At 48.0% G+C, this 15,835-nt stretch carries 16 protein-coding genes; 6 read left to right on the top strand and 10 right to left on the bottom strand.

From position 1 onward, the window contains the following. The first annotated feature begins 179 nt into the window (after positions 1-179). Together ACFSVM_RS14810 and ACFSVM_RS14805 are read left to right on the top strand one after the other, a co-directional pair. Positions 180-737 carry an RNA polymerase sigma factor gene (locus ACFSVM_RS14810; protein WP_305954052.1) on the top strand — a complete coding sequence of 186 codons (558 nt, stop codon included), beginning with the start codon at positions 180-182 and terminating at the stop codon, positions 735-737. Next, on the top strand, positions 734-1,699 hold the full coding sequence (locus tag ACFSVM_RS14805; RefSeq protein ID WP_379263098.1) for a hypothetical protein: 966 nt from the start codon (positions 734-736) through the stop codon (positions 1,697-1,699). The genes ACFSVM_RS14810 and ACFSVM_RS14805 overlap by 4 nt, the downstream gene beginning before the upstream one ends. A gap of 133 nt (positions 1,700-1,832) precedes the next feature. Here the strand turns inward: ACFSVM_RS14805 and ACFSVM_RS14800 are convergent, their stop codons facing one another. The 3 genes from ACFSVM_RS14800 to ACFSVM_RS14790 all read right to left on the bottom strand — a co-directional run bounded on the left by ACFSVM_RS14800 (position 1,833) and on the right by ACFSVM_RS14790 (position 5,004). Beyond that, the gene (locus tag ACFSVM_RS14800) at positions 1,833-4,262 is read right to left on the bottom strand and encodes a heavy metal translocating P-type ATPase (RefSeq protein ID WP_379263096.1); all 2,430 of its coding nucleotides are present in this window, start codon (positions 4,260-4,262) and stop codon (positions 1,833-1,835) included. Between the two features lie 112 nt (positions 4,263-4,374). Continuing rightward, positions 4,375-4,575 carry a cation transporter gene (locus tag ACFSVM_RS14795; protein ID WP_379263094.1) on the bottom strand — a complete coding sequence of 67 codons (201 nt, stop codon included), beginning with the start codon at positions 4,573-4,575 and terminating at the stop codon, positions 4,375-4,377. Positions 4,576-4,644: 69 nt separating this feature from the next. Then, positions 4,645-5,004: a metal-sensitive transcriptional regulator gene (locus tag ACFSVM_RS14790; protein WP_076314876.1), complete on the bottom strand. Its 360-nt coding sequence runs from the start codon at positions 5,002-5,004 to the stop codon at positions 4,645-4,647. Positions 5,005-5,311: 307 nt separating this feature from the next. Between ACFSVM_RS14790 and ACFSVM_RS14785 the strand changes: the two genes are divergently transcribed. After that, on the top strand, positions 5,312-5,914 hold the full coding sequence (locus ACFSVM_RS14785; protein WP_076314877.1) for a DUF5317 domain-containing protein: 603 nt from the start codon (positions 5,312-5,314) through the stop codon (positions 5,912-5,914). Positions 5,915-6,245: 331 nt separating this feature from the next. Further along, positions 6,246-8,108, top strand: coding sequence for a bifunctional diguanylate cyclase/phosphohydrolase (locus ACFSVM_RS14780; RefSeq protein ID WP_076314878.1), 1,863 nt, complete (start codon positions 6,246-6,248; stop codon positions 8,106-8,108). Between the two features lie 133 nt (positions 8,109-8,241). On the opposite strand, the gene ACFSVM_RS14775 is transcribed toward ACFSVM_RS14780, so the two are convergent. Continuing rightward, positions 8,242-8,412: a hypothetical protein gene (locus ACFSVM_RS14775; protein ID WP_170862498.1), complete on the bottom strand. Its 171-nt coding sequence runs from the start codon at positions 8,410-8,412 to the stop codon at positions 8,242-8,244. 262 nt (positions 8,413-8,674) lie between these two features. Here ACFSVM_RS14775 and ACFSVM_RS14770 point away from each other — a divergent pair, with 262 nt between their 5' ends. Further along, positions 8,675-9,517: a sensor histidine kinase gene (locus ACFSVM_RS14770; protein WP_090725818.1), complete on the top strand. Its 843-nt coding sequence runs from the start codon at positions 8,675-8,677 to the stop codon at positions 9,515-9,517. Beyond that, entirely contained in the window at positions 9,514-10,170 is a 657-nt protein-coding gene (locus ACFSVM_RS14765; protein WP_090725820.1) for a response regulator, read from the top strand. The genes ACFSVM_RS14770 and ACFSVM_RS14765 overlap by 4 nt, the downstream gene beginning before the upstream one ends. Before the next feature lie 115 nt (positions 10,171-10,285). Here the strand turns inward: ACFSVM_RS14765 and ACFSVM_RS14760 are convergent, their stop codons facing one another. From ACFSVM_RS14760 to ACFSVM_RS14735, 6 genes are all read right to left on the bottom strand, one after another. After that, the gene (locus tag ACFSVM_RS14760; RefSeq protein ID WP_076314881.1) at positions 10,286-11,536 is read right to left on the bottom strand and encodes a DUF445 domain-containing protein; all 1,251 of its coding nucleotides are present in this window, start codon (positions 11,534-11,536) and stop codon (positions 10,286-10,288) included. A 250-nt stretch (positions 11,537-11,786) separates the two neighbouring features. Continuing rightward, positions 11,787-12,251, bottom strand: a complete 465-nt coding sequence (locus ACFSVM_RS14755; RefSeq protein ID WP_076314882.1) for a cupin domain-containing protein — start codon at positions 12,249-12,251, stop codon at positions 11,787-11,789. Between the two features lie 112 nt (positions 12,252-12,363). Then, entirely contained in the window at positions 12,364-12,966 is a 603-nt protein-coding gene (locus ACFSVM_RS14750; protein WP_090725822.1) for an ABC transporter ATP-binding protein, read from the bottom strand. Further along, the gene (locus ACFSVM_RS14745) at positions 12,956-13,951 is read right to left on the bottom strand and encodes an ATP-binding cassette domain-containing protein (RefSeq protein WP_076314884.1); all 996 of its coding nucleotides are present in this window, start codon (positions 13,949-13,951) and stop codon (positions 12,956-12,958) included. The genes ACFSVM_RS14750 and ACFSVM_RS14745 overlap by 11 nt, the downstream gene beginning before the upstream one ends. Before the next feature lie 19 nt (positions 13,952-13,970). Further along, complete coding sequence (locus ACFSVM_RS14740) at positions 13,971-14,834, bottom strand: ABC transporter permease (protein ID WP_076314885.1); 864 nt, start codon at positions 14,832-14,834, stop codon at positions 13,971-13,973. After that, on the bottom strand, positions 14,835-15,809 hold the full coding sequence (locus tag ACFSVM_RS14735) for an ABC transporter permease (RefSeq protein ID WP_177178778.1): 975 nt from the start codon (positions 15,807-15,809) through the stop codon (positions 14,835-14,837). Positions 15,810-15,835: the final 26 nt, after the last annotated feature.

The following is a 15,835-nucleotide window of genomic DNA, read 5'->3' as shown; positions in this document are numbered from 1 at the left end:
CGTACAAGCGAAGGTACCCATACCCCAGCGAGTGTTTACACGCAGAGCGACTTTTGGCTTTGGATGCTCTGTTTTCACTTCGAGAAAATGCTTCGCATCCAAAACAACCCGGAGAGAGGCAGGCAATACAGGAGCGACTGGAACTTTTTGCGCGATTCCTAAGTCTAATGGGAAGAGAGGTGACGCACTTGGACTCAGATCATCAGATTTTATATAAACTCATGGACGAGTATGGCAACGACGTCTGGAATTACGCCTATTTTTTGACGAGAAACCGCGATCACGCAGATGATATCTCCCAAGAAGTTTTTATCAAGGTATATCAAGGGATGCATACATTTCGCGGAGACGCCTCTACGAAGACATGGCTGTTTACGATTACTCGAAATACCGCTTTTTCCTATCGAAGATCCCGCTTCTTCAAGCAGGGTCTGCTTGGCGGCCGGATCGCTTCATTGGATTATCCGGTGGAAGGCAGCAGCGCTGCAAAATACAGTACAAGCACCTCACCTTCTGCCGAGACGGAGGTTATGGAGCAGCAGTACGCTGATGCGATATGGGACATCATTATGGAGCTTCCCGACAAATTCAGGGAGGTTCTTGTGCTGTCATTAAAATATGACATGAAAATAAAAGAGATTGCAGAGCTGCTGAACATCTCGGAAGGCACCGTAAAATCCAGACTGTCCCGTGCCAAGCTGAAGGCGCAAAAAGAATTAAGGAGGCTCGAAGAATGACCGATCAACATGAAGACTGGCAGGAGCGATTGAAGAAGGGGCCTTTTACAGAGGAGCCTTTTACAGAAGAGCATAAGCAGCGAGTCATCCAAACGGTACAGAATCTGACTCCTCATTCTCAGCCTAAGCCACGACCTTGGCAGTGGAGACGTATACTTATCACTGTTGGTATCAGTGGAGCGGTACTCGCTTCCACATGGTGGCTTACACCCAATGGTGCTGTTACCGAGAACATAGCAAGTATATCGGATGAAGCGGCTGAGACCAGCCAAACCGAATCCATGGGAGCCGAGTTACATTCGTTCCCCAATCAGAAAAACAACGATAATGCCAGCTCCGAACGCACTTCTCCCTCCTCAGCTTCGGAGCAGTACAACCAGCAAGATGAGGCCGCAGCCGAGAAGGAAGACAGCTCCGGCAGCGCATCAGAGAATGTGGAAGAGCAGCTTATGACACAACAAGGCTCAGCAACGGGCACAACCGGCTCTGCCGAGAGTATGGCTGTCTCGTATTCCAGCTTCGAGGAGCTCTTAGCTGATTCCGTGCTGGCTGCCGAGATTGAAGTCTTAAATGCCAAATCAGACCCTTATGAAATTGAAGTTAAGGACGTTCTCTACTCCACAACCGGGGTTACACCCGGCGAGAAGATTAAGCTGAATTATACCGGCGTGAAGCAAGAGCACGAGCCTACCCGAGCTCAAGACAGCTACAATCCACTGTTATCGAGCGGAGACCATGCCATTCTGTTCTTACAGAAACGCGGAGATTCAGATTCTTATTATATTGCTGGAGTCTACCAAGGGAACTACATGGTGGAACAGGGTAAAGTCTCCTCTATAGGAGAAGTTCCAAGCGCCGAGGAGCTGGAACACATGAAGGAAGACAGCAGCACCTCACGGTTCGTCACAGATATGGAGCTATCGAAATTTAAAGAAATGCTCCAAACCATTGTCAAAAAGTAAAATAATGGACTGAACAAATCTTATGAATTCACTATTCATTTATCCGTTAGCGACTATTGAATAAGCTAAAAAATACCTGGTCATCTCCACAATGAGATGCCAGGTATTTTCTTTCTTTGCTTCGAGCTTGATTTTACAGCTTAATCCGCTGAAGTCTTAAGGCATTGAGCACAACAGAGATTGAACTGAGCGCCATAGCCGCTCCTGCCAGCCACGGAGCGAGAAATCCGGCTGCAGCAATCGGAATGCCAATGACATTGTACCCCAGTGCCCAGAATAGATTCTGCTTGATGTTCCCCATCGTTCTGCGGCTCATTAGAATCGCATCAGGAATGCTGTTCAGGTCGCCGCGCATAAGCGTGACATCTGCTGCCTCCATGGCAACATCCGTACCTGTACCCATTGCCATGCCAGTATCTGCTGTCGCCAGAGCCGGTGCGTCGTTGATCCCATCACCTACCATCGCAACTTTTTGACCAGAGGCTTGAAGCTTCTTAATCTCTTCTGCCTTTCCTTCTGGCAGCACCTCGGCAAGCACATGGTCGATTCCCGCCTCAGCTGCAACCGCCTCTGCAGTGCGCCGATTATCCCCGGTCATCATGATCACTTCAATCCCCATTGACTTCAGACGTTCAACAGCTGCCCGGGATGTGCCCTTAATCGTATCGGCAACCGCAATGGTTCCGGCATAGACGCCGTCCACGGCGATGAGCATAGCCGTTTTGCCAGCAGCTTCAAGCTCTTCCATTCCTATCTCAGCAGCGGAACGATCCACCTTGTGTGCATCAAGCAAGCGCCGCGTACCAATCAGCAGCTCATGCCCTTGTACTACAGACTTAATCCCGTAGCCCGGCACATTCTCAAACCGCTCAGCCTCCGGAACAGCGACACCTCGCTCCCCGATCCCTGTAACGATCGCGCCTGCCAATGGATGCTCCGAAGCCGCTTCTGCTGCTCCAACAAGAGACAGCAGCTCTACTTCAGATCGACCCTCAGCAATGATGACATCGGTCAGCTTTGGCTTACCCTCCGTAACCGTGCCCGTCTTATCCAGTACAACTGTCGCGATCTCCTGAGCACGCTCCAGGTGCTCTCCACCTTTAAACAGAATGCCATACTCGGCCGCCCTGCCCGAGCCTGCCATAATAGAGGTTGGAGTCGCTAATCCGAGAGCACAAGGGCAGGCAATGACGAGTACAGCGATTGCTTTTTCCAGAGCTGCCGCGAATTGGCCCTGCTCCACGAAGAAGAACCACACCACAAATGTCACTACCGCAATCCCTACAACGATGGGGACAAAGATACCCGAGATGACATCGGCGATTCGCTGAATCGGTGCCTTGGACCCCTGCGCTTCTTCAACCACCTTAATAATCTGTGAAAGCGCCGTGTCTGAGCCTACCCGTGTAGCTCTCACTGTGAGCACGCCATTTTTATTAATCGTCGCACCGGTTACGGAGTCGCCCACTTGTTTATCTACAGGCAGGCTCTCACCGCTCAGCATGGATTCATCTACAGAGGAATTCCCTTTCTCAACAATTCCATCCACAGGAAACTTCTCACCAGGCTTCACAATAAGCAGGTCGGATACAACAACATCTGCAGCCGGAATACTTATCTCCTGCCCGTCACGTATGACCATTGCCGATTGCGGTGCCAGCTCCATCAAACTGCGGATGGCCTGAGAGGATCGGCCTTTGGCCACACTTTCAAACCATTTGCCCACCAGTACCAGTGTAATCAGAATTGCACTGGTCTCGTAATACAGCTCGGCCCCATGATGGCCACCCTCCATTGTCCAGCTGATCGTCAGATACAGACTGTAGAAGTAGGCCGCCGACGTACCGAGGGCAACAAGCACGTCCATATTCGCACTCTTGCTGCGAAGAGCTGCATAGGCACCTTTATAGAACTGAAAACCGATAATGAACTGAACCGGTGTTGCCAGGAGGAGTTGAAACCAAGGGTTCATGAACAGCTCAGGCACATAAATCCACGAAGTGAATGAGAAATGGCCTACCATAGCCCACAATAATGGAATCGATAATATGGCAGATATGATCCATTTCCATTTTTTGCGCGCCATCTCCTTCTGCCTGATTGCCGTGATGTCTTCCTTCGATTTCTGCAGCAGAGCGCCATAGCCAAGCTGTTCCACCTTACGGACGAAATCCTCGGGCGCAGTCTCACTCCCATCATATTCAACGTGGGCTGTTTCCAAAGCGAGATTAACACTCGCACTCGTCACGCCAGGTATTCGGCTAAGCCCTTTTTCAATACGTGTCGCACATGCCGCGCAGGTCATCCCTGTAATGTCCAGATCTACCCGTTCCACTACCGTTCCATACCCGAGTGCTTCGACCTTGCTTCTAAGATCACTGACTTGAACGACGGCCGGATCATAACTTACAGAAGCTTGCTCTATAGCGAGATTAACATTTGCACTGTGTACACCCTCCATGCGTGATAGTCCTTTCTCAATGCGGGCAGAACAAGCAGCACAGGTCATTCCTGTAATATTTAACTTTGTATGCTTCTCGCCGCTTACGGTAGGCGAATTCATATGAATCATCCCCTAATACCCCTTAGGGGTATATAATTGATCTGAAAAAAGCAGACCAGAACGGACTGCTCTTCGCTCATTGTTCACTTCATATAATCCATTCTCAAATAGATTAAACCACGTCATAACCTTGATCTTCGATCGCATGCTTCACTTGATCCACAGTTACCTTTTGTTCATCATATTCTATCTTAACCGTACCGGAGGCCAAGTCCACTGTACCTTTTGCTCCGACGCTTTCTAGTGCACCTTCAACAGACTTCACACAATGCTTACAAGACATACCTTGTACATTCAACGTTACGTTACTCATATTCAATTCCTCCCATTTTCATTGTGATTTATATTATAATCCAGACTTTCAGCACCATCGGCAACAATACTACTTCATAAGCTTCTTAACCGTCACCAGCAGCTCGTCAATCACTTCATGCTCACCTGCCTGGATTCGATCAATGACACAGCTCTTCATATGCCCCTCTAACAGAAGCTTGCCGACACCGTTTAGTGCAGATTGAACAGCCGCAATTTGCGTGAGCACATCATCACAATAGGTATCTCTCTCAATCATGCCCTTTATACCGCGAATTTGACCCTCAATCCGGTTCAGACGGGTTGTCAGAATATTCTTCATTTCATCAGAGTGATGACTGTGCCTTACTCCTTCCTCTTGATGGCCTGAATGGGAATCATGGCAATGTACTGTGTTCTCACCTTCAACAGCTATCTTCTTAACATCCATTCACATGACCTCCTTCCATTCCTACACTCAATATATTATACCCCCATAGGGTATGTCAATACACCAATACACACTTCATCTGCGATTATTTTTAAAAAATTTGTAGGTCTATGTACCTTTTCATAAATATTTGAAGTGAATTTCTAGTCATAAGTCAGATAATGATTCAGAATCAGACAAGAAAATGGGTATCAGACAAATTAATCAAAAAAATTTCTAAATTTTTTTAAAATTCATGAAGGATTTACCAAATTGAAGTCGAATAACAATGCTACGATAAAAATTTGAAACTAACGGAGATTGATACATGGTCTATGATGGTATAATTCTAGGACTTATCGTAGGACTTTTCAGAGGCGGCTTTAAGCACGGTCTCATGCAGTTTGGACAGATCAAGCTACGAGGCGGATTAATTTTCCCGATATTGCTGCTTATCCAGTTTATCATTTTCCGTTTTCAAGGCAACGCAGATTGGCTTGCACCTGTTTCAGGATATTTCTTTATGTTCCTCTACATTGTAGGAATGTTCTTCTTGTGGGTGAACCGTCAGAACAAGGGATTTCTGATCATTCTGATTGGCGTATTCCTGAACTTTATCGTCATGGCTGTCAACGGCGGCCGTATGCCTGTCTCTTTAGAAGCTGCCCAAGTTCTCGGGCCTTACTATACAGAGCTTCTGACCAGCGGTGACGCTGTGTACAAGCATTACATGCTTGATGCCTCCACCCGCTTATCCTTTCTGGGAGATATTATCCCGCTCTCGAGTCCTTACCCTCGAACCCAAGTCATTAGTATCGGGGACGTTGTCATGAACCTGGGTATATTCCTGTACATCCAGAGTATTATGGTACCGCCGAAGAAGGATTCTGAAGATCAAGATCTCGCACCAAGTTTAAATACATCAAATTAAGACGAAGGAGGATACATACCATGAAAAAATCTAACATCGCCCGCATCATCATGAACGGGGTAATTGTTGCTTCTGTCGTTGTGGCATTGACTTCTGGATTTGCTTTCGGCTAGGACTTATCAGCTTTATTCTTTTTTCAAAACAGGCCACATAGCCTGTTTTTTTCTTTATACACGAATCTATTTCATCGATAATCCCAAGCCGCTCTAGTCGAGAGTATATCATTTTAGATTCTTCGTTTAATGAGTTGTGAAATTAATTCACACAGTCGTTTAATGTCATGATAAATTATATAAACATACGATGAATTTAATAGGAGAAATTAGATTTCATGACAACCTTTCTATCAAAAATAAAAAAAGTAGATATTAGCCAGTGGTATATCGCAGCTCTCTGCTTAGCGGGCATGATTACCTTCAGTCAATATAATGGCGGAGCCTTCTTCAGCTACTCACCGGAAGAATGGGTCACCTTATACATCATGCTGGGTGCCACGCTGATACTTAATAGCCTTACCTTTCGATTACCTCCCGAAGGAAATGTGATGTCGTTTGACTCTTCTATATACCTTGCATGCATTTTCATATATGGGGGCGAAATGGCATTAAGCGTGTTGCTTTTTTCGTTTCTATGTTATTTGATCTACAAACGAAATGTCCCATGGTGGAAGCAGCTAACGAACTTCACTCTGTACTCATTGATGATATCACTATCGGATACGGTATACGAATCTCTAGGCGGAACACGTGGCAGTGTAGATGATCAAAATCTCCCCGTGTATATGATTTCGCTTGCGGTATATTTTTCGGTCAATACATTTGGAATGTTCATGTACTACTACCTTTTATACAGGAAGGATCTGTACAACACACTCAAAGGTTTTGTCAAAGAGACTATGCTCGTGTATTTATGTATGCTTATTCTGTCTCTCGTCCTTACCGTGCTGATTGTGCATAATGGAGTGTTGGGCCTCATCCTGTTTCTAGGTTTGGCTATATTGCTGTCTCACGCGTTTCGACAACTGTTTAATATGTATCATCAGATTCTGAATCGTTCAAATTTGGATCAACGAACCGGACTGTACAATCACAGTTATTTTGAGAGCTCACTGGAGACAAGCATCGAGGAAGCACGCAAGAACGATACACCGCTCACTTTAGCGATGATTGATATCGATGATTTCAAGAAATACAATGACAGCTTCGGACACCTCAAGGGGGATACACTTATCAGCTTTTTGGGTTCTCTCCTCAAGGAGGAAACCAAAGGCACTCCTATCATTGCATCAAGATATGGCGGGGAAGAATTCACCCTGCTGATGCCTGGATATGCCATAGAAGAAGCGCGCTCATTCGTCGATCGAATTCGAAAAAAATTAAACGATACTCCTTTTGATGGTGTAGAAGTTTTTCCTCATAAATGCTTGTCCTTCTCTGCCGGTATTGCCGAATACGAAATTGAACTGTATGACAAATCCCAGCTGGTCGATTATGCGGATAAAGCGCTCTACTATGCGAAGAAGCAAGGCAAGAACACCGTGCATACTTACGGATGTAATATCGAGATGGAAGCGGATATTGATCTGGATCAAGAAATTCATTATATCGAGCAGCAGCTTAATCTGTTTATATATAAGGACATTGATACATTCAAGCATTCGAAGCGAGTATATAAGTATGCGCTTGATATGAGCGGACATCTTGCTCTGGAGAAGGAAGAGCGGCGAAATTTTATACTCGGGGCCTTAATTCATGACATTGGTAAGCTCGAAATCCCTTGGGGTGTGCTCAACAAAAAAGGCAAGCTGACCTCAGAAGAATGGGAAACTGTCAAACAGCATGTCACTTGGGGCAAAAAAATCGCCATGACAGATCATCGGTTCAAGGACCTGATCCCCTATATCGAGCTTCATCATGAACGGTATGATGGCAAAGGCTATCCCCACGGACTTAAAGGCAAGGAGATTCCGAAGTTGTGCCGAATGCTTACCGTAATCGATTCCTTCGATGCTATGACTTCAGAAAGACCATATCAGAAGACAAAGACGTTCGAGGAAGCCATTGTGGAGCTGCGTGACTGTTCAGGAACACAGTTTGATCCGAAGCTGGTGGAGCTGTTCATCTCTTACATCCAAATGCAAATGCCGAGATCAGAGTACATGGAGATGGGCAACACCACTGTCCTATCCAATTAACAGCCAGCTCAGCCCTTACGATATTAGAATTACCGATATACCCTGACATCAAAAAACCTATGTGATTCTACGAATAGCCGTAGTAATCGCATAGGTTTTTTTACATGTTAGAACAACAAGCTTCTAAATTAAATTATGATTTCTTTACATCCAGTTCATGAGAGGTTTGATGAAGCTCTTTAATCATTTGTTGTAAAAACATACTTTGCTGTCTCGTAATGCCCCGCTGATTCTCTCTAATCAGCATCCGTTCGATATTCTTCTTGAGTATTTCACTTCGACGCTCCAATACGGCTTGACTCATGCTTTTACTACACTCTCCTTCAATCCTTTTCTCTTTCTCTATACAAGTATATCGAATTGACCTTGGGTTAAGGAAGGGTGATTCTCTGTAATAATTTCATCTCAGAAGTGCTTAGCTGGTATTTAACGTACACCTTCTACTATAGGCATACAATTCCTCTTGAATGCTTGGGCATCTTAGGCTATAGTGTTCGTTCGTCTCCAGATTAAAGGTATAATAGAAATTAATTCACAACATGCCTAGAAGGAGACTGAAGCTGGCAATGAGCTATAAACAAATGAAATTGATGATCTTATTCATCCCAACCATTACCGTTGGTTTGTGGGAATATATACGTCACCAGTTTCTCATGCCCTATCTCTCAATGGAGGCAGGAAACTGGCTGACGCCGGTAATTATCTATCTCATCAGCGTCACTTTATTGAATAAATTGTTTACGATTATGGAGAAATCGCAGGCTGAGCTGGAACGAGAGAAGGCAGCGAAATCTGCGCTGGAAGCCAGGGAGCACCTGGCACGGGAATTGCATGATGGTATAGCCCAGTCGTTATTCCTTCTATCTGTCCAGCTTGATAAAGCCGAACGTAAACTGACAGGCACCCCTAACGAAGGCGAACTGCAGGATGTTAGAAAAACTGTACACGAAGTGCATCACTATGCCAGACAAGCGATCGCCCAGCTGAGAGTTCCTCATAGTGAAGAGAACAACGTCGATTCTCCTCAGCAGCTGCTCAGACAGATCGAGGACATGGTTGCAGACGGCAGATATGATTCCCGTATTCAATGGAAGCTCTCCGATGAAGCGCTCACGACCAAAGAACATATCGAGCTCATTGCCTGTATGCGTGAAGCCATTCTAAATATTCGCAAGCATGCCAATGCCAGCACAATCTCTATAACAGGAACAGGAAATAAGGAGCATTGGAAGGTGTCCATTACAGATGACGGAATTGGCTATACAGGTGATCCGGAACAGCGCAAAGGCCGGTATGGGCTTCGTATAACGAGAGGTCGTGCGGAAGAAATGGGCTGGAGATTTCACTTCAGCAACATGGAGGGCGGCGGAACCTGCATGCAGATTATCAAAGGAGAGGATGCTTCATGAACAAGACACGCGTACTGATCGTCGACGATTCAGCCCATGCCCGAGCTGCCATGGAGTCGATATTATCGGAGGAGCCGTTGTTTGATATTGTAGCTACCGCATCAAGCGGTGAAGAAGCACTGGTGTTGACCGAGGAATGGATGCCTGATCTCATCCTCATGGATATCCGTATGCCAGGGATGGACGGACTGGAGACCACACGGGCGATCAAGCAGCGCTATCCGTATGTGATTATTGTGATGGTTACGGTCTCTGATGATGTGACACATCTGTTCGAAGCACTCAAACAAGGAGCACAAGGATACCTGTTCAAGAACTTGTCCTCCTCAACCTGGCTGGAATATCTAAAGGCTGTCGTCAGTGACGAAGCCCCGGTTAACCCGGAGCTGGCCTACCGCATATTGCAGGAGTTCCCGAAGACCAAGAAGAGGGATGATGGCAGCACACCGCTGACCACCCGAGAACGAGAAATTCTGAACTGGGTTGCCTCCGGCAAGACCAATCGGGAGATCGCCGACCGACTTGGGATTTCGGATCAGACCGTGAAGAATCATCTCAAAAATATTTTACAGAAGCTCCAGCTGGAGAATCGTGTCCAGCTCACCAGGTATGCACTGGAGCAGGGCTGGATCGAACGTGATTTTGAGAACTGAGCTGTACATACAGGCCCCGTTCTCCGCCGCACGAATGCAGCTGCAGTCTCTTTTAAAAACAGCTGTTTCCTGAATGCAGGAAACAGCTGTTTGACTTATATCGCGACAAAATCGATTAGGCCAGTGCCAGCTGCAATGCGGTCAGAACAATCCCGATCATAAAACCGGTTACCGCACCGTTAATCCGAATCCACTGCAGATCCTCACCGAGCTTATCCTCCATCATCGCAATAAGGGTTTTGTTATCCATTTTATCGATATTTTCACGTACGAGCTGGCCGATCTTGGAATGATTACGCTCCAGCAAGGTTGTGACACTGACTACAATCTTCTGGTTGATGCGTTCCAGAAGCTCAGCATCCTCTTTCACCTCTGCAACGAGGGATGAAATGACCGGAATGAGCTGTTTCTCTACGTAACTTCCATCCTCCATATAACCCAGCATTTGTTCACGGAATTCCACCAGCTTCTTAAGCACAGCTGATTCTGCATCCCAGTTCTGAAGCATGGAATCCCTCCACTCTTCCAGACCGTTTGTCACTTTCTTGCTGTGCGCTAAACGCTGCACTTGTCCGCGAATGGCATTTAGTACACTTTGTCTGCGAGGGTGACCCTCATATTTCAGGTCCTGTACCTGATCATACAAGAAACGCTGAAGAATCCCTCCAAGCCGTTCCTCATTCAAATATCCCATGACTGCATTCAGAGCAAACTGCATCAGACCGTTAACCTGCAGGGAGTTCATCGCTCTCATCCCAATTTCGCCGAGTGTATACTGGGTATCCGGTTTAACGAGCCACTCCTCTGCCTGATCAAGCCCATAGTCCAGAGCCATTCGGTCATATCCCTTACTCGTAATGTACTGCTCTGCCTTTGACAGCAGCGGCTCTATCTCTACACGTCCAACCTGGCGCTTAATCTCCTCAGCAACAAGTGGAGCGATCTTCTCCAGAGGTAATGACGAAATGACGCGTTTGGCAAGCTTATCAATCGCCTCATGTGTTGTTGTCGTATGAAGCTCTTTCTCTGCCATCTCCAGGATCATTTGTGATACCGGCATTTCGGCAATCTTAGCTGCAATGCTGTCTTTGTTCAGCAGATTGTTCTCTACTGCAGATACAAGGGCCTCCGTAATTTTCTTGCGGTTCTTCGGGAGCAGCGCAGTATGCGGAATTTTGAGACCCAGCGGATGGCGAAAGAGTGCCGTTACTGCAAACCAGTCAGCAAGCCCGCCAACGAGTCCGGCTTCAAAGGAACCGACAAGCATTTTACCAACCGTACTATCTTGAAACGGCAGCGACGCCGCGAACCCAGCACCCATAATAACAAGCGACCATGCTGCGGCTTTTTTCGTCTGTTTAACCATTTGAATTAACTCCTTCAACGACTTAATCTATGTACAATACATGTGTATATCATGCGAATGGATAGCGCTATGTATAATATTCATCTTATCACCACAATTGTATTATTCCAAACTCTGGATATACAAAAAATAACGGGCCGACCTATGGTCGCCCCGTGTATGTGCTGAGTCTTTGCACGAATCTATTCCGCCCTATGGAGCCGGATATATCTCCAATCCGCTAAGGCTCAGCTTTAAACCTACGAGCTTGCTACTCTTTACGTTGGATCAGCCGGAAATCATCATAGTGGAATCCGGGTGCAACCACACAGGATACAAGCACCGGTTCATCTCCGAGCGGCCGTGCCATCTGCCATTGTCCGCCTGGCGCCAGCGCCTGCGGATGCTGTCCTGCTACAACGTCCGGACCAAGGATAAAGGATTCGGTCTGAGTGGGATCCCCTTCACCGCTGCCGCCGATGATAAGCTCGAGTGGACTGCCAGAGTGCCACATCCACAGCTCATCGGAATGAACGACGTGCCAATCCGAGAATTCACCCGGGTGCAGCAAGAAATAAATCGAAGTAGCCGCTGGGCGCGGCCCGGAGTATACGCCTGGCAGTACAGATTGAGGAATTTGGTATGCCGCCTTCCAGATCTCCTTGTACCAGCCACCTTCTGGATGCGGCTCCATGGAGAGCGCAGCAACCAGCGGCGATAGATTACGTTCTGTCATATTCGTTAACCCTGCCTTTTATCCAATAATTTCTAACAGCTTCGTTAATACTATAGAGTGTATCATACTAGAAAATGTGACTGCTCTCAAACAAATAGAATCACAGGCTGCTTCATTTCCATTCAATGATTCGGCTGCACAGCTGAGACAGCAGGCTTCCCTCATGGCTAATGACCAGTATACCCAGCTCGCGTTCTACAGCCATTTTCTTAACGGCATTCCAGATCTGAGCCTGAGTTACGGCATCCAGCATTGTGGTCATTTCATCAGCAATGAGAAATTTGGTGCCTGCTCCAAGTGCACGGGCTACACAAAAGCGCTGCAGCTCGCCGCCTGACAGCTCACCCGGTCTTCGTGCAAGCCAGGACTTTTCAATTCCTAGCGAATGCAGCAGCTCTGCATCATGCTGACCCGCTTCCTGCAGCACTTTATGCATGCGCCATCTCGGATTAATTGCGGATTCTGGATGCTGTAAGACCAACTGAACCGGAGCATAGCCTTTATATAAAGACAGCGGTGTGCCATCCAGAAGCACTACTCCCTCATCCGGCTCCAAATAGCCCGCCAGCAATCGAGCCAGTGTTGATTTCCCCGCACCACTCGGGCCGCGAAGTCCCACCATCTCTCCAGATGAAATAGACAGATGAACATTCCTCATACACCAATCCTGACGACGATCGTATCGAAATCCAAGGTTCTTCGCCTCAAGTTGCATGAATGCATCTCACCTCTCCGCCCCGCAGCTCTCGGAGCAGCGGAAGCTCTTCTGTACATTCCCATGTGGCCATTGGACATCGGTGGGCATACTTACACCCACTTGAATGAAGATCTCTGTCTAGCGTCAGCTGAGGTCCTGGGGGCATCTTAAAGCCATTATGCGGCAATGCGTTCCAGAGCGCCTTCGAATACGGATGTCTCAGCAGCTCCCCGCTGCCTGTAAAATCCTCCGGACGCGCGGTTTCTACATTGGTTCCTGCGTAAAAAACAACGAGCTCATCTGCGATTTGAAGCGCGGATTCAATATCATGGGTTATCCATAGAATGCCTGCCCCTTGGTCGGCAATGGAGCGAAAATGTCTCAGCGTCTCAGACAGTGCCTCCACATGAATGCCGGGCGTCGGCTCATCTGCAATAATCAGCTCCGGTTCGCCTGCCGTTGCAATGGATAACAGCACTCGCCTCGCCATACCGCCGGACAGCTCAAACGGATATCGCTCTTTCACATCGGTGGCCAAGCCATATTTGCGGAGAATCACACCCAGCCTCTCCTGCATAAGCTTCTTTCTCGCATGTATTCGGGAGGTGTTAGCGCCTTTCATCTTGATGGGGTCATTACGTTCATTACTTCCTTCAAGGCTGTAGCTTACCTGGGCGCCTACCTTCATCAGAGGGTCGAGGTATTGTACAGACTGAGGTACCAGCGCAAGACGGCGGCCTCGAAGCTCTGTTTTAGCGGCGTTATTCATTGGCGCACCCTTAAAATAAAGTGTTCCCCGAGTAATCGCATTGGACGGGAGAATGCCCAGAATCGCATGGGCCAGCAGACTTTTTCCCGACCCGCTCGCCCCGATCACTGCTGTAATTCGGCCTGCTTGGGCGGTCATACTCAGTCCATGGATGACCTCGGTCTCCTCGACCCGGAATAATCCCTTGCCGCGCGCAAATGAGACCGATAAGTTGTCTATTTTGAGCAAAGTCATATTAACCCCAGCCCTCTCTCTATCGTTCAAGTCTGATCGGTTCACTATAGCTTCTAATTCCGTGACCCAGAGTATCAAAAGCAAGCACCGTAAGAACGAGTGCCAGTCCGGGGAAGAAGGCGAGCCACCACATTCCTGCCGATAAATATCGCATCGATTCTGACAAGATAATGCCGATGGCAGGCTGCTGGGGTGATAAACCAAGACCTAGAAAGGTAATGGCTGCCTCATGCAATATCGCATGGGGGAACACGAGCAGCAGACCGACCAGCAGCTGCGGGATCAGATGCGGAAGCATATGATGCAGGGCAATATAGCCCTGTGACTTCCCCATTCTCCGAGATACCTGTATATAATCGGCTGATTTCAGCTGAAGCATGTCAGCACGGATCACTCGGGCCAGCTGCGGCCAGTGTGTGCATGCGATAGCGATAATGACTCCTTTGGCGCCGCCGCCGAAGACGAAGGCAAGCAAGATGAGCGATACCAAATGCGGAACGCTCATAAACAAATCAATAAACCAAGACACGGCCTGATCCATTCTTCTGTCCGCAGCTGCAAGCAGGCCGACCAGCAAGGCGATAAGGCTGGAGCAGGCTGCTGCCGTGAGCCCAACTTGTATGCTGTAAGCAAGTCCTTTCAAGGTGCGGTCCAACATATCACGCCCAAGCCAGTCCGTCCCGAACAAATGCCCGGCACCCGGTGCCAGGTTACGTTCCGATAGCGACGTATGGGCTGCCTGCTCTGGCAGGAATGAGCCCAAGAGCAGGACCGCAGCCAGGAATCCGGCACTTATTAGGATTCGAATCACATTTTTGCCTCGGGTATTCAGTGTTCGCCTGACTTCGGCAGGTGCAGAAGATCGTCGTTCCAGCTGCTGCATTTACACCGCCTCCTTTGTATCAAACCGTGGATCAATCCAGCGGTATAACAGGTCGGCAATGAAATTGCCGGTGAAGACAAACAGCGTGCTGCACAGAACAAGACCCAGCAGGAGAGGTACGTCGCCGCGAAGCCCTGCTTCAACCGTGGCTTGTCCCAGTCCGGGGTAAGAGAATACCTGTTCCGCCAATATGGCTCCGCCAAACAATTCACTAAAGGACGCAAATTGAAGCGTTACTGCAGGCAGCATAATATTACGCAGGCCGTGTCGCCGGAATAGCGTGAACCCCTGCTCTCCTCTTGCACGCGCATAGAGCACGTAATCTGAATCCAGCACGTCGATCAGCTTCTGACGTGTGTGAAGCGCAATATTTGCTACTCCCGCTACACTTAGTGTCAGAGCAGGGAGAATCATATGCCGCACCCGTTCTATAATGGTCACCTCACTGCTGAGCACCCCCGCAGGTACACCGAGACCAATGGGAAACCAGCCAAGCCAGACACCAAATACCATTAGCGCTAGCAGGGCAAGCCAGAAGGCGGGTGTGGAAGCGAGCACGTAGCAGTACCCTTTTACCACATGATCCAGCCAGCTTCCCTTATTCATTGCGGCTAACGAGCCGAGTGCAAACCCGAGGACACCCGAGATCGTCCAAGCAGCTCCCATCAGTGCAAGAGAAGCCATAAATCGGTGCTGGATCAAATCCAGAACCGGCTCCCGATAGATCATGGAAGTACCAAAATCTCCTTGCAAAAGGGATGACAACCACTTACTGTACCTGACCAGCGGCTCATCGTTTAATCCCCAGCGCTCTCTGATCTGCTCCAGCTGCTCAGGACTTACCTTCATGGCATCCGCACCTACATAGGCCATCACGGGATCAACCGGTGAGTACTCAATCAGCATAAAGGCAATGAAACTGACCGCGGCCAGGAGTGAAGCCAGCCGGAGCAATTTTTTCAATAGATATAACATCCAACTGCTAAATGGTCCTCGCTGCT

Origin of the sequence: Paenibacillus shunpengii, assembly GCF_042684905.1 — a bacterium.
GTDB classification, from domain to species: Bacteria; Bacillota; Bacilli; order Paenibacillales; family Paenibacillaceae; genus Paenibacillus; species Paenibacillus shunpengii.
The sequence above is the reverse complement of the archived record's forward strand: the minus strand, read 5'-3'. Positions and strand labels throughout refer to the sequence as shown.

Coding starts and splice junctions, on each gene's coding strand:
- ACFSVM_RS14760 (WP_076314881.1), bottom strand. CDS start 11,536: ATGGTTAAACAGACGAAAAAAGCCGCAGCATGGTCGCTTGTTATTATG.
- ACFSVM_RS14795 (WP_379263094.1), bottom strand. CDS start 4,575: ATGAGTAACGTAACGTTGAATGTACAAGGTATGTCTTGTAAGCATTGT.
- ACFSVM_RS14775 (WP_170862498.1), bottom strand. CDS start 8,412: ATGAGTCAAGCCGTATTGGAGCGTCGAAGTGAAATACTCAAGAAGAAT.
- ACFSVM_RS14800 (WP_379263096.1), bottom strand. CDS start 4,262: ATGAATTCGCCTACCGTAAGCGGCGAGAAGCATACAAAGTTAAATATT.
- ACFSVM_RS14765 (WP_090725820.1), top strand. CDS start 9,514: ATGAACAAGACACGCGTACTGATCGTCGACGATTCAGCCCATGCCCGA.
- ACFSVM_RS14770 (WP_090725818.1), top strand. CDS start 8,675: ATGAGCTATAAACAAATGAAATTGATGATCTTATTCATCCCAACCATT.
- ACFSVM_RS14780 (WP_076314878.1), top strand. CDS start 6,246: ATGACAACCTTTCTATCAAAAATAAAAAAAGTAGATATTAGCCAGTGG.
- ACFSVM_RS14755 (WP_076314882.1), bottom strand. CDS start 12,251: ATGACAGAACGTAATCTATCGCCGCTGGTTGCTGCGCTCTCCATGGAG.
- ACFSVM_RS14790 (WP_076314876.1), bottom strand. CDS start 5,004: ATGGATGTTAAGAAGATAGCTGTTGAAGGTGAGAACACAGTACATTGC.
- ACFSVM_RS14750 (WP_090725822.1), bottom strand. CDS start 12,966: ATGCAACTTGAGGCGAAGAACCTTGGATTTCGATACGATCGTCGTCAG.
- ACFSVM_RS14745 (WP_076314884.1), bottom strand. CDS start 13,951: ATGACTTTGCTCAAAATAGACAACTTATCGGTCTCATTTGCGCGCGGC.
- ACFSVM_RS14805 (WP_379263098.1), top strand. CDS start 734: ATGACCGATCAACATGAAGACTGGCAGGAGCGATTGAAGAAGGGGCCT.
- ACFSVM_RS14735 (WP_177178778.1), bottom strand. CDS start 15,809: ATGTTATATCTATTGAAAAAATTGCTCCGGCTGGCTTCACTCCTGGCC.
- ACFSVM_RS14785 (WP_076314877.1), top strand. CDS start 5,312: ATGGTCTATGATGGTATAATTCTAGGACTTATCGTAGGACTTTTCAGA.
- ACFSVM_RS14740 (WP_076314885.1), bottom strand. CDS start 14,834: ATGCAGCAGCTGGAACGACGATCTTCTGCACCTGCCGAAGTCAGGCGA.